The organism is Photobacterium sp. CCB-ST2H9 (assembly GCF_023151555.2).
Lineage (GTDB): Bacteria > Pseudomonadota > Gammaproteobacteria > Enterobacterales > Vibrionaceae > Photobacterium.
On sequence record NZ_CP100426.1, the window covers coordinates 960,686 to 977,245 of the forward strand.

At 52.5% G+C, this 16,560-nt stretch carries 14 protein-coding genes; 5 read left to right on the top strand and 9 right to left on the bottom strand.

Translation table 11 applies throughout. The features are described 5' to 3' along the window. Window positions 1-11: 11 nt before the first annotated feature. The 3 genes from doeA to doeB2 all read right to left on the bottom strand — a co-directional run bounded on the left by doeA (window position 12) and on the right by doeB2 (window position 3,831). Entirely contained in the window at window positions 12-1,283 is a 1,272-nt protein-coding gene (gene doeA, locus L4174_RS21005; protein ID WP_248141930.1) for an ectoine hydrolase, read from the bottom strand. After that, window positions 1,280-2,539, bottom strand: coding sequence for an aspartate aminotransferase family protein (locus L4174_RS21010; RefSeq protein ID WP_248141929.1), 1,260 nt, complete (start codon window positions 2,537-2,539; stop codon window positions 1,280-1,282). The genes doeA and L4174_RS21010 overlap by 4 nt, the downstream gene beginning before the upstream one ends. Before the next feature lie 119 nt (window positions 2,540-2,658). After that, a complete protein-coding gene (doeB2, locus tag L4174_RS21015) occupies window positions 2,659-3,831 on the bottom strand; it encodes a N(2)-acetyl-L-2,4-diaminobutanoate deacetylase DoeB2 (RefSeq protein ID WP_248141928.1) in 1,173 nt (390 codons plus the stop codon). Between the two features lie 261 nt (window positions 3,832-4,092). Here doeB2 and L4174_RS21020 point away from each other — a divergent pair, with 261 nt between their 5' ends. Beyond that, window positions 4,093-5,211, top strand: coding sequence for an anhydro-N-acetylmuramic acid kinase (locus tag L4174_RS21020; protein WP_248141926.1), 1,119 nt, complete (start codon window positions 4,093-4,095; stop codon window positions 5,209-5,211). A 44-nt stretch (window positions 5,212-5,255) separates the two neighbouring features. Here the strand turns inward: L4174_RS21020 and L4174_RS21025 are convergent, their stop codons facing one another. Continuing rightward, window positions 5,256-5,639, bottom strand: coding sequence for an MAPEG family protein (locus L4174_RS21025; protein WP_248141924.1), 384 nt, complete (start codon window positions 5,637-5,639; stop codon window positions 5,256-5,258). A 246-nt stretch (window positions 5,640-5,885) separates the two neighbouring features. Between L4174_RS21025 and L4174_RS21030 the strand changes: the two genes are divergently transcribed. The 3 genes from L4174_RS21030 to L4174_RS21040 all read left to right on the top strand — a co-directional run bounded on the left by L4174_RS21030 (window position 5,886) and on the right by L4174_RS21040 (window position 9,848). Continuing rightward, the gene (locus L4174_RS21030) at window positions 5,886-8,432 is read left to right on the top strand and encodes a hypothetical protein (protein ID WP_248141922.1); all 2,547 of its coding nucleotides are present in this window, start codon (window positions 5,886-5,888) and stop codon (window positions 8,430-8,432) included. A 224-nt stretch (window positions 8,433-8,656) separates the two neighbouring features. Then, window positions 8,657-9,340 (top strand): GIN domain-containing protein, encoded by a 684-nt coding sequence (locus L4174_RS21035; protein WP_248141920.1) that lies wholly within the window; start codon window positions 8,657-8,659, stop codon window positions 9,338-9,340. A 163-nt stretch (window positions 9,341-9,503) separates the two neighbouring features. Next, the gene (locus L4174_RS21040) at window positions 9,504-9,848 is read left to right on the top strand and encodes a hypothetical protein (RefSeq protein ID WP_248141917.1); all 345 of its coding nucleotides are present in this window, start codon (window positions 9,504-9,506) and stop codon (window positions 9,846-9,848) included. Between the two features lie 72 nt (window positions 9,849-9,920). On the opposite strand, the gene L4174_RS21045 is transcribed toward L4174_RS21040, so the two are convergent. The 3 genes from L4174_RS21045 to L4174_RS21055 all read right to left on the bottom strand — a co-directional run bounded on the left by L4174_RS21045 (window position 9,921) and on the right by L4174_RS21055 (window position 12,671). Beyond that, the gene (locus L4174_RS21045) at window positions 9,921-10,772 is read right to left on the bottom strand and encodes a GNAT family N-acetyltransferase (RefSeq protein WP_248141916.1); all 852 of its coding nucleotides are present in this window, start codon (window positions 10,770-10,772) and stop codon (window positions 9,921-9,923) included. Between the two features lie 101 nt (window positions 10,773-10,873). After that, on the bottom strand, window positions 10,874-11,353 hold the full coding sequence (locus L4174_RS21050) for an N-acetyltransferase family protein (protein ID WP_371929418.1): 480 nt from the start codon (window positions 11,351-11,353) through the stop codon (window positions 10,874-10,876). A gap of 409 nt (window positions 11,354-11,762) precedes the next feature. Then, window positions 11,763-12,671, bottom strand: coding sequence for an aldo/keto reductase family oxidoreductase (locus tag L4174_RS21055; protein WP_248141913.1), 909 nt, complete (start codon window positions 12,669-12,671; stop codon window positions 11,763-11,765). Between the two features lie 108 nt (window positions 12,672-12,779). Here L4174_RS21055 and L4174_RS21060 point away from each other — a divergent pair, with 108 nt between their 5' ends. Then, window positions 12,780-13,187 (top strand): helix-turn-helix transcriptional regulator, encoded by a 408-nt coding sequence (locus tag L4174_RS21060; RefSeq protein WP_248141911.1) that lies wholly within the window; start codon window positions 12,780-12,782, stop codon window positions 13,185-13,187. 65 nt (window positions 13,188-13,252) lie between these two features. Here the strand turns inward: L4174_RS21060 and L4174_RS21065 are convergent, their stop codons facing one another. Together L4174_RS21065 and L4174_RS21070 are read right to left on the bottom strand one after the other, a co-directional pair. Next, window positions 13,253-15,616 carry a Lon protease family protein gene (locus L4174_RS21065; RefSeq protein ID WP_248141909.1) on the bottom strand — a complete coding sequence of 788 codons (2,364 nt, stop codon included), beginning with the start codon at window positions 15,614-15,616 and terminating at the stop codon, window positions 13,253-13,255. A gap of 744 nt (window positions 15,617-16,360) precedes the next feature. After that, the gene (locus L4174_RS21070; RefSeq protein ID WP_248141906.1) at window positions 16,361-16,558 is read right to left on the bottom strand and encodes a hypothetical protein; all 198 of its coding nucleotides are present in this window, start codon (window positions 16,556-16,558) and stop codon (window positions 16,361-16,363) included. Window positions 16,559-16,560 lie beyond the last annotated feature (2 nt).

Consider the following 16,560-nt stretch of genomic DNA (forward strand, 5'->3'; position numbering starts at 1 on the left):
CTCTCCTCATGCTATCCGTTCGCCTGCTGGTGTTTGCCTTTGCGGGCTTTGTCGATCGACGTGGCTTTCTCTGCAGATACAGTTGCCGACGGCCCTTCCAGCTCTGAAGCTTTGCCCTGATCCGGCCGTACCGTGAAATCTTTGGGCAAACTGAAAAAGGACTCGCACCCATCGGCCGTGATGTAAATGCTGTCCGAGATCCCGCAAGTTTTATCGCCATCCACGCCCCACATCCAGGGAATAATATGAAAAGTCATGCCTTCTTCCAGCACCGTAGACACCCCCTGCTTCAGGCTGACAATGTAGCCCTCATCCCAGCTGGGTGGGAAAGCAATCCCGATTGAATAACCGGACCGGGTGATCAGCCGGGCACCCACGTCATTCTGGGAAATGATATTCCGGATCAGATTATCCGCATCCGAGACGGTCATACCGGGCTGGATGTAATCATTCAGCGAATGCAGCGCCTGCTTCATCAGCTCCTGAGCCTTGAACATCGAATCCGTCAGCTCTCCCAGAACGACCGTGCGCATCATGGCGGTGTGATAGCGGCGATAGCAACCGGCAACTTCGAGAAAGACATGCTCACCGGGTTTGACCACCCTGCCCTCCCAGGTCGCATGACCAATCATGGTTCGCGGACCGGAAGTCACATAAGGCATCACAGCCGGTGCTTCCCCGCCGGCTTTGAACATTGCCGCACTGATGGCCGCACCAATTTCATTCTCCGTCACGCCAGACCGGCAGGCCTCAATCCCGGCTTTCATCCCGGCTTGAGTGGCAACGGCTGCTTTGCGCATCAGCTCAATTTCGACTGGTGATTTACAAATCCGCCCCTGCTCAACAATGCCGAAGCAGTCCAGCAATTTGGCTTCGGTCAGGGTGGTATGAATCGTATCCTGGTGGTACGCCGGGAAAAAATAGCTGTTCCGTTCATAGCCAATGCGTTTTCGCGACAGCCCGAATTCACGCAGCGCATCCACCAGCATCTGAATGGCATCCCCGGTATCCGGATAGGGCCGGGTGCGCTCGATCCAGGTCCGGGCGAACACATTCGACTCTTCCATCGCCCGGGTGATCATGAAAGGCTCATCTTCCAGCGGCACCACCAGTGCCTGAAAAAAAGAATATCCGGTGGTCTGGTAATCTGTGAGGTACATGATGTTTTCCGGATCGGTAATCACCACCGCATCCAGATGGCGCTGCGCAATCCGCAGACGAAGCTCACTCAGGCGACGTTCATATTCTTCAAAAGGGAACGTCATATCATCGCGTTTTTTCATGCCGCCTCCTGCAGAACGTCTTGTGTCACAGCCACCAGAATCGCCAGCCCGGCCTTGAGATCAGCCTCTGGTGTCGTCAACGGCGGGATCAGCTTAATCACCCGGCCCCCGCTGCCGCAGGCGGAGACCAGCAGTCCGCCGTCAAAACAGCGGCTGACAATGGTTTTTGCTCTTTCGCCGTTCCCGACATCCACACCGTACAACATGCCTTTGCCGCGGATCTCAATGGTTTCATAAGCCCCCAGCGATCCGAGTGCAGACTGCATGATGGCTTCTTTCTCTTTCACTTCCGCCATCAGGTGACTGTCTTCGAAATAGCTCAGGGCTTCACTGCCGGCCACGAAAGACAGACACTGGCCACGGAAAGTCCCGGTGTGTTCACCCGGTGACCAGTGACGGTCATAATCAGGTTTCACCAGATTCATCGCAATCGGCGTACCCAGTCCGCCTAAGCCTTTCGCCAGACAGATGATATCCGGTTCGATGCCGTAATCATCAAAGCTGAAGAAGGAACCGGTCCGCCCCATCCCCGCCTGAATATCATCCACAATCAGCAGCGCACCGACCGACTTCGCCAGTGACGCCAAAGCCCGAAGCCAGGTTTTGTCGGCAATATTCACCCCGCCTTCTGCCTGCACCGTCTCAACCAGAAAGGCAGCCGGTGCTGTTACCCCGCTTGACCCGTCCCGGTAACTTTCTTCCAGCAGTTTTAATGCCTGCATGGCGGTATCGGCCGTTGCCCCTTCCGCCCCGAATGCGGTATGCGAGACATGTGTCAGCGGAATACCGGCCGCCTCCCTGAAATACTGATTGGCAGTACATGCCAGTGAACCGAGCGTCATGCCATGGAAACCATGATGAAAAGCCACAATGTCATGCCGTCCCGTGGCACGCCGGGCCAGCTTCAGGGCCGCTTCAACCGCATTGGTGCCGGTAGGGCCCATAAACTGCATCTTGTGTGACATCTGGCGCGGTTCAAGAATGATCCGGGAAAATCGTTCCATGAAATGACGCTTGGCGAGGGTATGCATGTCCAGGCTGTGGGTCACGCCGTTACGCTGCAAATATTCAATGACCGCCTGTTTCATCCGTTCATTATTATGACCAAAGTTCAGCACGCCAGCCCCGGCGAAAAAGTCGATATATTCTTTGCCGTTTTCATCTGTCTGCCTGGCATTGCTGGCCGTGTCAAACACGACAGGGTAGACCCGGCAGTATGCCCGGATTTCGGATTCGCGCTGTTCAAAAATGCTCATCGTACATCTCCTTGTGCGGTCAGATTATCTGGAGTGAAATCTCTGATGTGAAGAGGGCTGTTGCGCTCCGCCAATTACTCAGCCAGCGTTCAACAGCCCTTGAACTTTTTTTACCTCTCTTACTCTGTGTAGTCCGGTAATGGCGCCCCCGCAAGCCGGGCGTACCATCGAACCACTTTTTCGAGTAACCGATCATTAAAATCGTAGTGCGGACTATGACAGGGATACTGATGCGTCCTTTCGCCGTCATCCGCACCGATCAGGGCGAATGCACCCGGCAGCTGTTGCAGGTAGTAACTGAAATCTTCCGACGCCATCACCGGCAGGGAAATTGCGTGATCAAGCTGCTGTTCTGCATCCGCCAGCCAGGCTCGGCGGGCTTTTTCAGCCTGTTTCGCATGATTGATAGTCGCACTGTAGCGCGGCTGGATTGCCACTTCACAGGTCACGCCGTAACTCAGAGCAGTATGATGGCAGATTTCTTCAATCAGCTGATTGATCCGGGCTTTCGTGTCGTCATCCGGCACGCGGATACTGCCACTCAGCACGGCCTGCTGCGGAATCACGGTCAGCCCACTGGCAGCTTCGATTGACGTGACACTCACCACAGCAGCATGCTGCGGGGGCAGACGACGACTGATGATCTGCTGCAGATTCAGTGTTATCGCTGAAGCTGCCAGCACAGGATCAGCACAGAGCTCCGGCTGGCTGGCATGCCCCCCCTTGCCTTTCACCGTCACCGAAAAAGTCCCGTTGCCGCACATCACCAGGTGATCCGGACAAATCATTTTTCCGAACGGGATGGCTGGCCAGTTATGCCAGCCATAAACTTCATCAACACCGTCCAGCGCGCCATCGGCAATCATTTCCCGGGCACCATGCCCGCCTTCCTCTGCGGGCTGAAACAGCAAAGTGACCGGCCCTTTCAGTTGATCTTCATGCGCTTTCAGCCAGGCCGCAGTCGCCATCAGAGCCGCGGTGTGACCGTCATGACCACAGGCATGCATACAGCCCTGATGCCGGGAAGCCCAGCTTCGGCCGCTGTCTTCTTCAATCGGCAGCGCATCAATGTCGCCCCGCAGCGCAAGATGGCAGCCATCCGGGTGAAGCGACGGAAAATGCGCAACCGTGCCGGTTTTCGCACAAAGGCGCCAGTCAATGCCCAGCGCCGTCAGCCGGTCCCGGATCGCTGCGGCCGTCTGATGTTCCTGCCACCCCAGTTCGGGATGACGATGTAATTCCTGCCTGAAGGATTTCGCCGCAGACAGATTTTTTTGCCAAAAATCGGACATAACACTACCTGATCATCCATAAGCCAGACCGGAACAACCCTGAAGCGGCAGATTTACACACGCAACCCAACGCTTTTATTGATAATTTTCCGGCACTTAACTGCAAGCCTAGCCATGATGGCAGCAGTTCTCAACTTTCGTTTGATTTTCCACCCGCCGACCCAGATGAATTTCACGCTCGGGCAAATACAGCACGCCATCCGGCACAAAATCGTGATAACGTCGTTGCCTGAAATTGGTCTTAACGGCAGGAGCAAAATCATGAGCCGGGAGTTATACCGGGAGTTATACATAGGCGTGATGTCCGGCACCAGTATGGATGGTGTGGATACGGCGCTGGTTGCGATTGACGAGCAACACCTTGAATTATTAGCCCATTATGACTTTCCGATGCCCGCAGACCTCAAACAGCGGTTGCTGGATGTATGTATCGGCCAGCAAACCAGTCTGATTGAAATCGGTGCGCTGGACCATCTGCTCGGGCACCTGTTTGCTGATGCGGTCAATGCCCTGCTGAAGAAATCCGGCTATTCCGCCGGACAGATCCGGGCGATTGGCAACCATGGTCAGACGGTATTCCACCAGCCTTGCGGCGATGCTCCCTTCACCATGCAGCTGGGAGATGCCAATATTATCGCCACCAAAACCGGGATCGATACCGTGGCCGACTTCCGCCGCAAAGATATGGCGCTCGGCGGACAAGGTGCCCCGCTGGTGCCCGCGTTTCACAAAACCATCTTCCAGTCTTCCGACTCCAGTGTCGTGATTCTGAACATCGGCGGCATCGCCAACATTTCCGTGCTCCACCCGGATCAGCCGGTGCTCGGGTTTGATACCGGTCCCGGCAACATGCTGATGGATGCCTGGTGTCAGCAACATACCGGCCACAAATTTGATCACGACGGCCAGTTCGCCAGTCAGGGCGAGGTCTGCCAGACACTGCTGCATGCCTTGCTTCAAGATCCATATTTTGCCCGTTCAGCCCCGAAGAGCACCGGCCGGGAACTGTTTAACCTGCCCTGGCTGACCCAACACCTGGCAGGCCAGACACTCAAACCAGAAGATGTGCAGCGCACCCTGTGTGAATTCACCGCAGTTACCATTGCCCGGGATGTTCTGTCATTTCAGTCCGGCCCGCAGCCGACCCTGCTGGTCTGCGGCGGCGGAGCCCGGAACCCGCTCCTGATGACACGTTTAGCGGCATTGCTGGGCGACTGGCAGGTTTCCACTACCGGTGAACATGGCATCGACAGTGATTACATGGAGGCCATGGCGTTTGCCTGGCTGGCTCAGCGACGTATTCACAACCTGCCGAGCAATTTACCCGAAGTGACCGGAGCCAGCCGACTGGCATCTCTGGGAGTGCTGTACTTCGCCTGAGCACAAATGCAACGGCAGCCGAAAGGCTGCCGCTGACATTTCTTTCAGCCAAAAATGAGGTACAACAAATTCAGCACCGCCAGCGCGATAATCGGCCAGAGCGTCAATTGCATCCCCAGTACCCGGCCTTTCAGGCTGTCAGCCAGAATCCCCCGGCCATGGATCACCCGCCCTGAGGTAAACACCAGCCCGGCAAGGACAATCAGCCAGTTTGCACCGCCGTTTTCTTCCAGCAGAAAAAGTAAGATCAACGCAATTGGAATATAATTCACCGCATTTGACTGCGCCGAACAGGCCAGTTGCAGATCTTTTGCTTTCCCTTCTCCGTCGCCGTAACCAATTTGATGACGCCGGCGAGCCTTGATGACCTGGATCGACAGCCAGCAGAGCCACAGCGCCAGCACCGAAGCAAAAAAACTTGTCGTCATGAGCAGAACACTCCCTGTGATTTATGATGACTTTCATAAGCTTATACCAGAATGTTGACAATGAACGCTTCCTAAACGTGTCAATTCTCAGTTGCGTGACAACCATTTTCTCCGGCCTGAATGATGGTCAAGCTGGACAACACTAAGCTAACACTCAGAGCATGATAAAAAAGCCGGGCTGTGATGTTGCAGCCCTGCAACTTCATTGACCACGGTATGTGGTGTGACTGATTTTAGGGGCTGAACATGATGAACAAATCATGGGAGTGCGCATGCGGGCTGATCGGGATCAGCCTGCTGGCGGGTTGTGGCGGAGAAGCCAAAGCACCTGCCACGCCAGTAAAAACTATTTCTACCTATTCTGTTACCGCCATTGACGGCTATCTCGAAAATGCCCAGGCGTGGGTGGATATCGGGGAGAACTTCCGCTTCGAAGGCGGGGATCGCAAAGGCATGACCAATGCTTCAGGTCAGGCTTCCATTTTCCTCAATGGCCTGGACAAACCTTCCCAGTATGCTTCCTTTGTCCTTGCGATTCCGGGACAAACCGTTGACAGGGATCAACCGGATAGTCCCGTCGCCACTGGCTTTCTGATGTCTGCTCCGGTGGGTTATACCACGGTCACCCCGCTGACCAGTATCGTTCATCTCTATATGTTTGAAGGACTTGGGGAATCAACCGCAATTGCAGCCGTGGCGCAGTCTCTCGGAATTGGCACGGCTCAGGTCATGGGCGATTACATTGCCGGCGGCCTGGCGGATGTCGCCGTAAAAGCCCGGGCCATCGTCATGCTGGGGATCCTGCCGGAACAGGAACTGACCAGCGGTGCCGATGTGACCGCACCGCTGGCGGAGTTTCGTCGCTTACGCGATGCCCTGAAACAGTTAGATACCCATCACCATCTGGTCAGAGATGCTCATGGCCGGATTATTTTGGACAGTGACAGTCAGCCTGTGATTGTTGATGATGTCGCGCTGAGCACCGACACCGATGGCGATGGCGTGATTGATGCGGCAGACCCTTTCCCGGATGACGCCACTGAAAATGCAGACTACGACTATGACGGCATCGGAGATAACGCCGACCCCGATGATGACAATGATGGCCTGACCGATGCCGAAGAGGCTGTTCTTAAAACCGATCCGTTCAATGCGGATACCGATGGGGATGGCGTCAGCGACAAAGATGACCAGTTCCCGACTGACGGCAGTGAAACCGTCGATACGGACGGCGACGGGACCGGTGATAATGCGGATCCGGACAATGATAACGATGGCGTCAGTGACAGTTACGACGAAGATCCGATGGACGCGGCAAAATCAAACTGTCAGTTTGATGCCATCATCTCCAGCACATTTGATATGGATGCCAGCTCAGTACATAACGTCATCCTGCAATGCGGGGGTTATCTGCCCCTCGGGATTGCCGACGTGCAGGCGCTAACAACACTGCGTCGCAGCCATGTGACCGGTACAGGCGGCAGTGAAGCCTTTGAATTTTCAAATGACGGCACTGGCGTTCGCTACCGGAATGGTCTGGCCACCGGAAGCTTCAACTGGCTGATCACCACCAGTAATGACCGCAACGGCTTCGCGCCCGGTATGGTGAAGATTTTCCACAGCAACGGTGATGCGGAAGTCTGGGCGCTGCTCAATAAGCACAGCGAAACCAATGCCTTCGTCGTTTATTCTGAATATGCCAGTCAGGGCAATGGCCTCATCGATACGCAGGCAATCTCGCAGATGCGGAGTCTGGATTACCGGCAGTCAAACGATCCTGTTCCGGCTGCCAGTGCGGGCCTGCCCCCCTGCACCACCGATGACTCTTCGTTCTCTGGAGATGCGCCCACCACAGCAGCAACCAAAGAACAATTTACTGCAGCGATCGAAACCTGCAAACAAGGTACGACTGGCGGGGATATTACGTTTACTGCCGACCTTCTGGCCAGCCAGTCCTTCCTGTGGGGACAATCTGATGACGATCTGTCCACCCGTTACACCTTCCTGACCACCGACGGTGAAAATCAGGGCTTTGGTTACCGTCAGAAAAACGGAGACTATCAGACTTATCAGTGGGAAGTGGAAAACAATCAACTGGTGATCGTCGGCAGCGATGTTGCAAATTCAACCAGCTGGATTCAAACCTTTGCCGCACTGGGAGAAGACGAGGCTAACCATGAAACCAACTGGAAGGTGTTTACTCAGGATACCCTCTGGGTGAAAAACGGCACACCCGGCGGCATTACGGCTGAACAGGGCGCCATCAGTTCGGGTTCACTGGTCCGGAGTGCATTACCCGGCGGCATATTGTCACATTGTGATGACTTCAACACCGGCTGGAATGACAGTACACAAAGCCCGACGGACAGTGGTGCAACCCGGACAGAGTACGATCAGGCACTGACCAGCTGCGGAACCCCATGGGCTGCAACGCCGTTGCAGTTCACTGCGGCGCTGCTGACCAATACGAAACTCCTGACGGACAATGGTCACAGCCTTGAGTTCTCCGGCGTACCGGCAGCCAACGGTGACGGATTGCTCTCTGGCACCGGTACCTATGTCACGCCGGGTGCGGACCAGCCGGTCAGCAAAGCATTCAGCTGGGTCATTCAGGCCAACGGACAACTGGAGATCAGTTTCACCGGCAGTGACAAAACCATGACCTGGACCTTACAGGATGCCGATGGCCTTGGCTTTGCGGCGTTGCGATTCATGACCGATCCGGACTGGCAACTGGCGACGGATCATGGCGTGATCCGCAATGTCTCTTTCACCGTGAATTCGCTGATGTAGCAGTTGCTGCCGATCTCAAAAGCACGATTGAAATTGATAAAACAGGTGGCTAAATTCGCCACCTGTTCGTTTTTATGACGAATGATTTTCTCTGGAAAGCACTGAGTGTTCGCACATGAATTCGCTTCAAAGCCGTATCAAACCTGGCTTCGCCAGCTTGGTTGAACATTGGCACGTATATTGATTATTCAAATCCAATTTTCCTCAAACGAATGTGACGACTGATGAATCAAACAGCCAAAAAAGTAATGCTTCCCGCTTCTCTCACCGGTATCCTGCTTTTCTCCGGCATCGTCGGTGGTATCCCTTTCAGCTTTGCTGATGAACAAACCCGCACGTTACCCCTCAGCAGTTTCGACTCGCTGACGGTTGAAAAAGGGATGGAAGTCAGCGTGCACTGCAGTGACCGAAACTATTTTGAAGCCACCGGAGACAGCAAAGTCCTGGATCAAATGAAAGTCAGGGACCGGCAGGGGACGGTTCAGATCAGCAATGAATCTGAGGGGAAATGGGAAGATATTGAACCCATCACGCTTCATGTCTATACCGCACAGCCACTGCATAAACTCGAAGCCAGATTTGGTATTCAGGCCGATGTGGATAGTTGTGCCCTTGCGAAAGACAGCTTCACAGCCATCGGCAAAATGGGCAGTAAACTGGCACTCAGCGGTGAAACCGAGACCCTTTCACTTGAGCTGGCCATGGGTGCCGTACTGACGCAGGCCCCGCAACCATTACAGATCAACAAAGCCACCGTCGAGCTGGGTATGGGCGCCAGCGCCTGGTTATGCCATGCCAAATCGGTTTCCGGTAATCAGTCAGCCGGGACCCGATTATCTGTTTCTCCCGGCACGCAAACCCACATCAACAGCGGCTACGGCACAACCCTCGTATTTGATGCGTGTTAACAGAAGTCAAAAAGATTCAGGGCAGGCACGTCAGTACCTGCTCATTTCTTCCTGAGAAATCACCTCACACAAAGATCATCTTTTTCCTTTCAAAGTTCTCAGTTCAATGCACCCGCTAAGATAAACATCCAACGTCAGTATCCGGGGTACGGGGCCATCAGATATGCCTGAAATTTCAATCAACGATGCCAAGCGAGCGATTCTTGCAGCGACAGAGCACTATGAAAAACGGATTGAATCGAGTGTCATGATTTCGCTGGATAACGGCGAGTCGGTCAATATTCTATTTTCAGGGATTCGAAATCAGACTCATTGGCTATTTGGTTTACCCGATCTCTATTTGCTAAACAAAACCGACATCCCCCTCCTTGCGTGCTGGTGGCAAAAGCTCCATCCGAATAGCTGCAAGATGGTGGAGAGACAGCAAAAGTACCCGGGCGCCTATGTGATCAACATTCAGTACATGACTGCACACCGGGAAATGATCATGCAGGTACCGGTCACATGAATCATGGCTAAACTCGCCATCAAAAAGATGAAGGCCCATACGGGCCTTCAAAAATTCTTCTATTGAAACCGGTCACCCAATCTCAAATGATGTCACGCCAAACAGCCGATTCAGCGGTAATGCTGGCGCATTTTGGGTATACATCCGGGCAGTGCCGAAGGACACTGTCATTCCATATTTTTCGGCCAGCGCAACGGCTGCTGTATTGACCTCCGGCACATCCAGAAACACAGGCTGAGATGAATCTGCACGGGATTTCAGTGCCAGAAACAAACGCTCGGCCAGCTGGGCATTATCCGCATACAAAGGACCAATTTTATAGCCGGTTCTGCACTGGCGAATCACACCATAGCCAGCCAGCTGATCATTTTCCATGATCCCCAGCGCATGGCTATGCGGCTGATTAATCCAGGTTTTCAAAAAGTCGGTTCGCTGAACGGGAAAGAAAGGCTGGTCATAAGCTTCAATCGCATCCAATGGCACATCAGACAGCGGTACAACCGCTGCATCTGGCTGGACATCTCCGCCAGCCACACCTTCATACCGTAGATTGCTGTACGCCAGTTGAAAACCGGATTTCTGATAATTTGCCTGCTGCTCAACCACGCCATCCAGACCGACATTGCAGCCAGCCAGAGACTTCATCGCTGCATTCCAGAGTTGAATGCCATACCCCTTCCCGCGATATTCCGGCTTTACAATATAAAATCCGATAAAGCCAAACGTGCTGTCATAGCGGATCGCAGAAATTGTCGCGATTGGTTCTTCATCAAGCAGGCCAATCAGAAAACCATTAGGATCAGCCTTGGCGTAACAGGCTGCATCATTGAGCCCCGGATTCCACCCTTCCTGAGCAGCCCACTCAACCGCGATTTCGACTTCGTCCGTTTTCATCGGCCTGATCGTCAACAACTTGTTTTCCATCACATATTCTCCTGACGTTTTTATGATTATTCTTTGAGTTGCATTTATACGAACAGTAACACAAGCCACAAAAAGCGTCGGCTGGACCAGTCAGCATCGCATCAGTTTTTCAGGGCCATCTGCATGATGTGCTGTGGCCCGGCTGCGCCCCCCAGATAAAGATCACCGGTATCGGTAAATCCACCTTGCTCATAGCAATATCTGGCAGCCGGATTTTTGCAGTTCACCGTCAGAAACAGCTGCAGTGCTTCCGGATAAGCTGATTTCAGGAATGACTTCAGGCTGGCAACAGCGGCCTTGCCGTAACCTTTGCCCTGATGATGCTGATCGATGAAAAAGGCACGCAGCCCCAGAGCATCCGTCTCTGAAAAATCGTAACACTGACCATAGCGGGTATCGATCAGAAAGAAACCGACGACAGTTTCCCCATCCAGAATCACATGCGGATGAACGATATTGTCGATGATCACCAGAATCTCATTCATGGTCCCGACAAATTTCACCTGTGTTTCCTCAACCGACAACACCGCAACTTGCTCAAGATGAGCCGGTTTCATTGCTTCAATACGAATCAGATTCATGATTTCCCTGCGAGCAGCAATATAAAACAATCAGTTAGATGAACAGTTTAAGTGATTCGAGCCGTAAAAAACGAAGACTGTTTACCCGGAGGTTGAGGCAGGTCTCATTATTCATTGAGGCAGCAGCTATAGTAAACAAAGGTCATATGTCAGTTTGGTGACAACCACCAGCAAGTTACAACGTCACTAAATTGAAAGCAATGATCGGCTTTCTGAATGTATTTTCTGTATGAGTTGACTTTGAAAGGAGTAATTTATGGCTAGACGAGTCTCGAACAAGCGCATCAAAGAAATCCTGAAAAAAGCTACTGAGAAGAAAAAATAAGTGCGTTTCAATCACCACTTCAGAAAAGACAACCCCGCCAATTGCGGGGTTGTTGCATGTTCTGGCTCAAAAAATACGGAACCGTTATGGCACTCCGTGTCCTTTGGAGGCCACCCAGACCCGGAACCACTGCTCACGGCTCAGCTCAAACGCCAGTGAAGCCACCGCATCTTTCACCCGCTCAATTTTTCCGGAACCGATAATCGGCAAAGGCTTGGACGGTAAACGGCGTACCCAGGCATAAATGACCTGATCAATGGAATCAGCACCGATTTCCTGACGAATCGCTTCCAGTTCATTGCGAACACGAACGGCCTGCTCAGACTGACCATTGAAGATCTCGCCGCCGGCCATACAAGACCAGGCCATCGGTTTCGTGCGTTTCATTTGCAGCTGATCCAGAGTGCCGTCATGGCAGACCTCAAAATTCAGCGGATTGATTTCAACCTGATTCGTCACCAGTGGTGCGTCTAACCGTGATTGCAGCAGGTCGAACTGTGCTGGCGAGAAGTTTGACACCCCAAACTGCGCCACTTTGCCCTGCTGCTTCAGTGCTGCGAAAGCCTCGGCCACTTCATCGGCATCCATCAGCACATCCGGACGGTGGATCAGCAAGACATCGAGCTGCTCGACGCCAAGGCGTTGCAATGAATGATTGACCGACTCGGTGATGTGCGATTTGCTGGTGTTGTAATGGTTAATCTTCTGCTCAGGATACTGGCTGCCACACAGTTTGATATCGCACTTCGAGACAATCTGAATGTGCTCACGCACACTCGGATCCAATGCCAGCGCTTCACCAAACAGCTGCTCACAACTGTACCCTCCGTAGATGTCGGCATGATCAACGGTCGTGATCCCCAGCTCAATATGCTGCTTCAGGAAGGTCAGTCGCTCCTGAGGGCTCATGCCCCAGTCTGCCAGACGCCAGTAGCCTTGGACCAGTTCAGAAAACTCAGGCCCCTGAGGCGTCAGTTCGACTTTTGCCACCATAGCAATACTCCTTTATTCATTGCTCGAAATAATTCCTAATCCTAGGCTGGATTGAGGCAGCGGGCAATGATATAACCCACAAGATTCGAACCAGAGTACGAGTATTCAATGTCATTTTCAGAACGATTAAGAAACCTGATGGGTAAGGAAAGCATCAGCGGTTTTGCCCGTCGGGTCGAGCTGAGTGAAGGGCTGATCCGTAAGTATTTGAATGGCAGTGAACCCAGCCTGCAGAAGGCCAATCAAATCGCGATGAAAGCCAATTGTTCACTGGAATGGCTGGCCACCGGCTGTGGTTATCTCTACCGTCAGGCTGAAGTCGTGGACAAAGATGCGCTGGCTGTTGCCTGGGAGCATGTGACCGGGCAATCATTCAGTGGCAAAACCGCAGACGAACTCACCAAAGTGCTGTCCGGCTACCAGTTTCTCCGCACCCATAAAAAATCCGATGGCTACCTGGATGTACAGGCCATGGCCAGCTTTTTGTCTCTGGCACAACAGGAAGAGCCATCGTAACGACTGAACAACAAATTTCCCTCCCCCCAGACAGGAGAGAGGGAAAGTGAAAACGCATCCATACGCTACTTGCGCATCGCATTCAGCTTGTTTTGTGCAATCCCCAGCACAGAATCCGGCGGATAACCGCCCTCCTGCCATATACCCGTTTCTTCTCCCGTCAGCAGGCTGATGGCTTCACTGACATGATGAATCGCCCAGATATGGAAATCTCCTTTCTCCACAGCGGCCAAAACATCTTTACGCAACATCAGGTTATGCGCATTCGACTGCGGGATAATGACACCCTGCCGGGCATGGCGGCCTTTAATGGTACAGACATCGAAGAAGCCTTCGATCTTCTCATTGACACCGCCAATCGGCTGCGCCTGTCCGAACTGATTCATCGAACCGGTGATCGCGATCGACTGGTTGAGCGCGCAACCCGAGAAAGCCGAAATAATCGCACACAGCTCCGCCATTGAGGCGCTGTCTCCGTCGACACCACCATAAGACTGTTCAAACGTCAGATGGGTGGTCAACGGAATTTTTGCGCTTTTTCCGAACAGGGAAGACAGGTATGCCGTCAGGATCATCACGCCTTTGGAGTGAATCCGGCCACCCAGCTTCACGCTGCGTTCGATATCCATCACCTCGCCTTCTCCCCAGGACGTGGTCGCGGTGATCCGGTTCGGAATCCCGAAACGATGATCGGACGTCGAAATCACCGACAAACCGTTAATCTGCCCCGTCACTTCCCCCTGCGTATCAATCAGCGTGGTGCCGTTTCTGAAGGTGTGCAGCATTTGATCCTGCAACCGGCTGACCCGTTTTTCCTGACGGAGCAGCGCCTGTTCAACATGAGCCACACGAATCATGGTCGCATTGGCCGCTCTGGCGGTGTAATTGGTCTCCCGCAGCAGATTTGCAATATCCGCCGAATGCAGCGACAACTTATTCTGATCTTCTGCCTGACGAGAGCTGTATTCGATAATCCGGGCAATCGCTTTACGGTCGCAATGCAGCATATTGTTATCGTGCACAATGCTGGAAATGAACCGCGCGTACTGCGCTTCTGACCCATCAGTGCGATCCATCTCATCTTCAAAGTCCGCAGTCACCCGGAACAGTTCGCTGAAGTCCGGATCATAATGCACCAGCAACTGATAGGTTTGATAATCACCGAACAGAATAATCTTCACATCCAGCGGAATCGGCTCCGGTTCCAGAGAAATCGTGCCGGATAACGTCACTTCCCTTTCCAGCGAACTCAGGTTCAGCTTCCGCGAACGCAGCGCACGCTTGAGACCGTCCCACACAAAAGGCCGCTCCAGCACTTTCACCGCATCCATCAGCAACACGCCGCCATTCGCACGGTGCAGGCTGCCGGAGCGGATCAACGAGAAGTCGGTAAACACGGTGCCTTTGTAGGTCGCATTTTCGATATAACCGAAAATAGTGTGGTAATTCGGACTTTCTTCCACCACGATCGGAAAACGCTCACTGTCCTGACTGACCAGCACATTCACCTGATAACGCCGCGGCATTTTCCGGTCCAGCGCCGCATAAGCCAGCGCGACCTGATCTTCACTTTCTTCCAGAAAGATATCGAGATTTTCCAGAATATCTTTCTGCATCGCCGACAGATATTCCTTAATCTCACTATGGCCCCGATACTGCTTTTTCAAAGGCTTGATGAAGTGCGACACCACACCCAGCGCGACTTCTTCATTCAGCTTCTGGATTTTATCGGAGAACTCTTCTTCCCAGTCGGTCATCTCGCGGGCAATCCCACGCAGTTTCACTTCCAGTGCACTGATAATTTCTTCAAACTTCTCCTGCTCAGCCTGAGGTAATGCTTCAAAACTTTCCTCGGTATGAGGCTCTTCGCCGTTCATTGCCACCAGCTGATAGTCGCCCTGAGTGGTCAGTGTCAGGCTGACATTCTGGTCCTTAGCTTCAGTCGTCAGGTTGCCCAGTGCCGCTTGCTGTTTTTGCGCCAGCTGATTTTTCAGCTGCTCAGAACGCGAATAATACATTTCATTGTCGAAGGCCAGCGGCAGCGCTTTCACCATCCGCATCATCAGCTTTTCGATATCTTTTTTGAATGGCGTCCCCATTCCCGGTTGCAGTTTCAGCACTTTCGGGGTACGCGGCTCATCAAAGTCCGCGACATAACACCAGTCATACAACGGCGACGCATCACCATTGGGATCATGACGGTTCAGGTAGCGCAGCACCATGGTGCGCTTCCCCAGCCCGTTCCGGCCAACGGCATAAATGTTGTAACCCTTCTCCTTAATCGACATCGCAAACTCAACCGCCTGCTGGGCACGTTCCTGGCCGACGATCTCGTCCAGCGGTTCTAAATGCTTGGTCGAAGAAAACTCAAATTTATCTTGATTAACAGCTAGATATAAATCTTTAGGATGTAGTTTTTGAACTGCCATAGTGCATCCTTTTCATTGTTCTTCTCATCCAAATCGCCTATGGGAAATGACGCTGCATAAATACCAAATGGCGACAAAGTGGCGACAGGTAAATTCTTTGCTTCGGATTTGCTGATTCATTCCTCAGCGTTTCGCTGCAGTAGCTCTGCCAATCTTCTCTGCTCAGTGTAAAGCTCTTATGGCTCACTCGGTTTGACGTAATCTTGAATTACGTAAATGACGAGAGAATTTTTTTCCTTCAGTTCACTCCACTGTCTGTGAGATCAAATTTGAAATTCCCTTTAAATGATAAATAGTTGATTTATCAGCATTTATCAAGAAAACAGAGATCATTTCCAGATCTTCATTTCACTTCCATCCCTCACGTAAAATACAACTTTTACTTAATAGACAATCACTTACGCCAAACATTTGATCCATAAGATCTTACTGAGTTTTTCATTTCCCTGAAAAGAATCACACTTTTTGAAATTTCTTAATCGGCCCAGTAACACGAACTGTGGGCTTGTTCAGGTGATGAGAGCCCAGTAGTCACAGTGTTTGAGTTCGTTGACTTTATAGCCCTTGATGTGGCTGATTGCAGGATTTTGAATTGAAAAAAATCCAGATCGCAAAGCTCGAAGGTGGGGAGGAGGAGTGCGGATTACGTCACGCGCTCGCTCCATTCCGTGGCCGTTGCAACGAGGCTAACTGCAGGCAACAAAAAAGCGCCCATGGTGGGCGCTTGCTGGTCGGTGAATATGTTCAGGTGACTTTATAGCTTCCTTCAGAACTGCCACCTGTAACTGACACCTGAGCATTCTCCGTGATTTCATCCACCACAGCCGCAGCGATCGCGTCGGCCATATCACCCGCAGCTGCATGCTCCCCTTCGGTGACAAAGCCCTTGGCTTTCAGGTTGTCGATGATTTTTTGTTTCAATGAATCTTTATCGAGTGCCATGG

Excerpts from the sequence above, each read along its gene's own strand:
- L4174_RS21025 (WP_248141924.1), bottom strand. The coding sequence starts at position 5,639 with ATGACGACAAGTTTTTTTGCTTCGGTGCTGGCGCTGTGGCTCTGCTGG.
- L4174_RS21020 (WP_248141926.1), top strand. The coding sequence starts at position 4,093 with ATGAGCCGGGAGTTATACCGGGAGTTATACATAGGCGTGATGTCCGGC.
- L4174_RS21040 (WP_248141917.1), top strand. The coding sequence starts at position 9,504 with ATGCCTGAAATTTCAATCAACGATGCCAAGCGAGCGATTCTTGCAGCG.
- L4174_RS21055 (WP_248141913.1), bottom strand. The coding sequence starts at position 12,671 with ATGGTGGCAAAAGTCGAACTGACGCCTCAGGGGCCTGAGTTTTCTGAA.
- L4174_RS21035 (WP_248141920.1), top strand. The coding sequence starts at position 8,657 with ATGAATCAAACAGCCAAAAAAGTAATGCTTCCCGCTTCTCTCACCGGT.
- L4174_RS21060 (WP_248141911.1), top strand. The coding sequence starts at position 12,780 with ATGTCATTTTCAGAACGATTAAGAAACCTGATGGGTAAGGAAAGCATC.
- L4174_RS21065 (WP_248141909.1), bottom strand. The coding sequence starts at position 15,616 with ATGGCAGTTCAAAAACTACATCCTAAAGATTTATATCTAGCTGTTAAT.
- L4174_RS21045 (WP_248141916.1), bottom strand. The coding sequence starts at position 10,772 with ATGGAAAACAAGTTGTTGACGATCAGGCCGATGAAAACGGACGAAGTC.
- L4174_RS21070 (WP_248141906.1), bottom strand. The coding sequence starts at position 16,558 with ATGGCACTCGATAAAGATTCATTGAAACAAAAAATCATCGACAACCTG.
- L4174_RS21010 (WP_248141929.1), bottom strand. The coding sequence starts at position 2,539 with ATGAGCATTTTTGAACAGCGCGAATCCGAAATCCGGGCATACTGCCGG.
- doeB2 (WP_248141928.1), bottom strand. The coding sequence starts at position 3,831 with ATGTCCGATTTTTGGCAAAAAAATCTGTCTGCGGCGAAATCCTTCAGG.
- doeA (WP_248141930.1), bottom strand. The coding sequence starts at position 1,283 with ATGAAAAAACGCGATGATATGACGTTCCCTTTTGAAGAATATGAACGT.
- L4174_RS21050 (WP_371929418.1), bottom strand. The coding sequence starts at position 11,353 with ATGAATCTGATTCGTATTGAAGCAATGAAACCGGCTCATCTTGAGCAA.
- L4174_RS21030 (WP_248141922.1), top strand. The coding sequence starts at position 5,886 with ATGATGAACAAATCATGGGAGTGCGCATGCGGGCTGATCGGGATCAGC.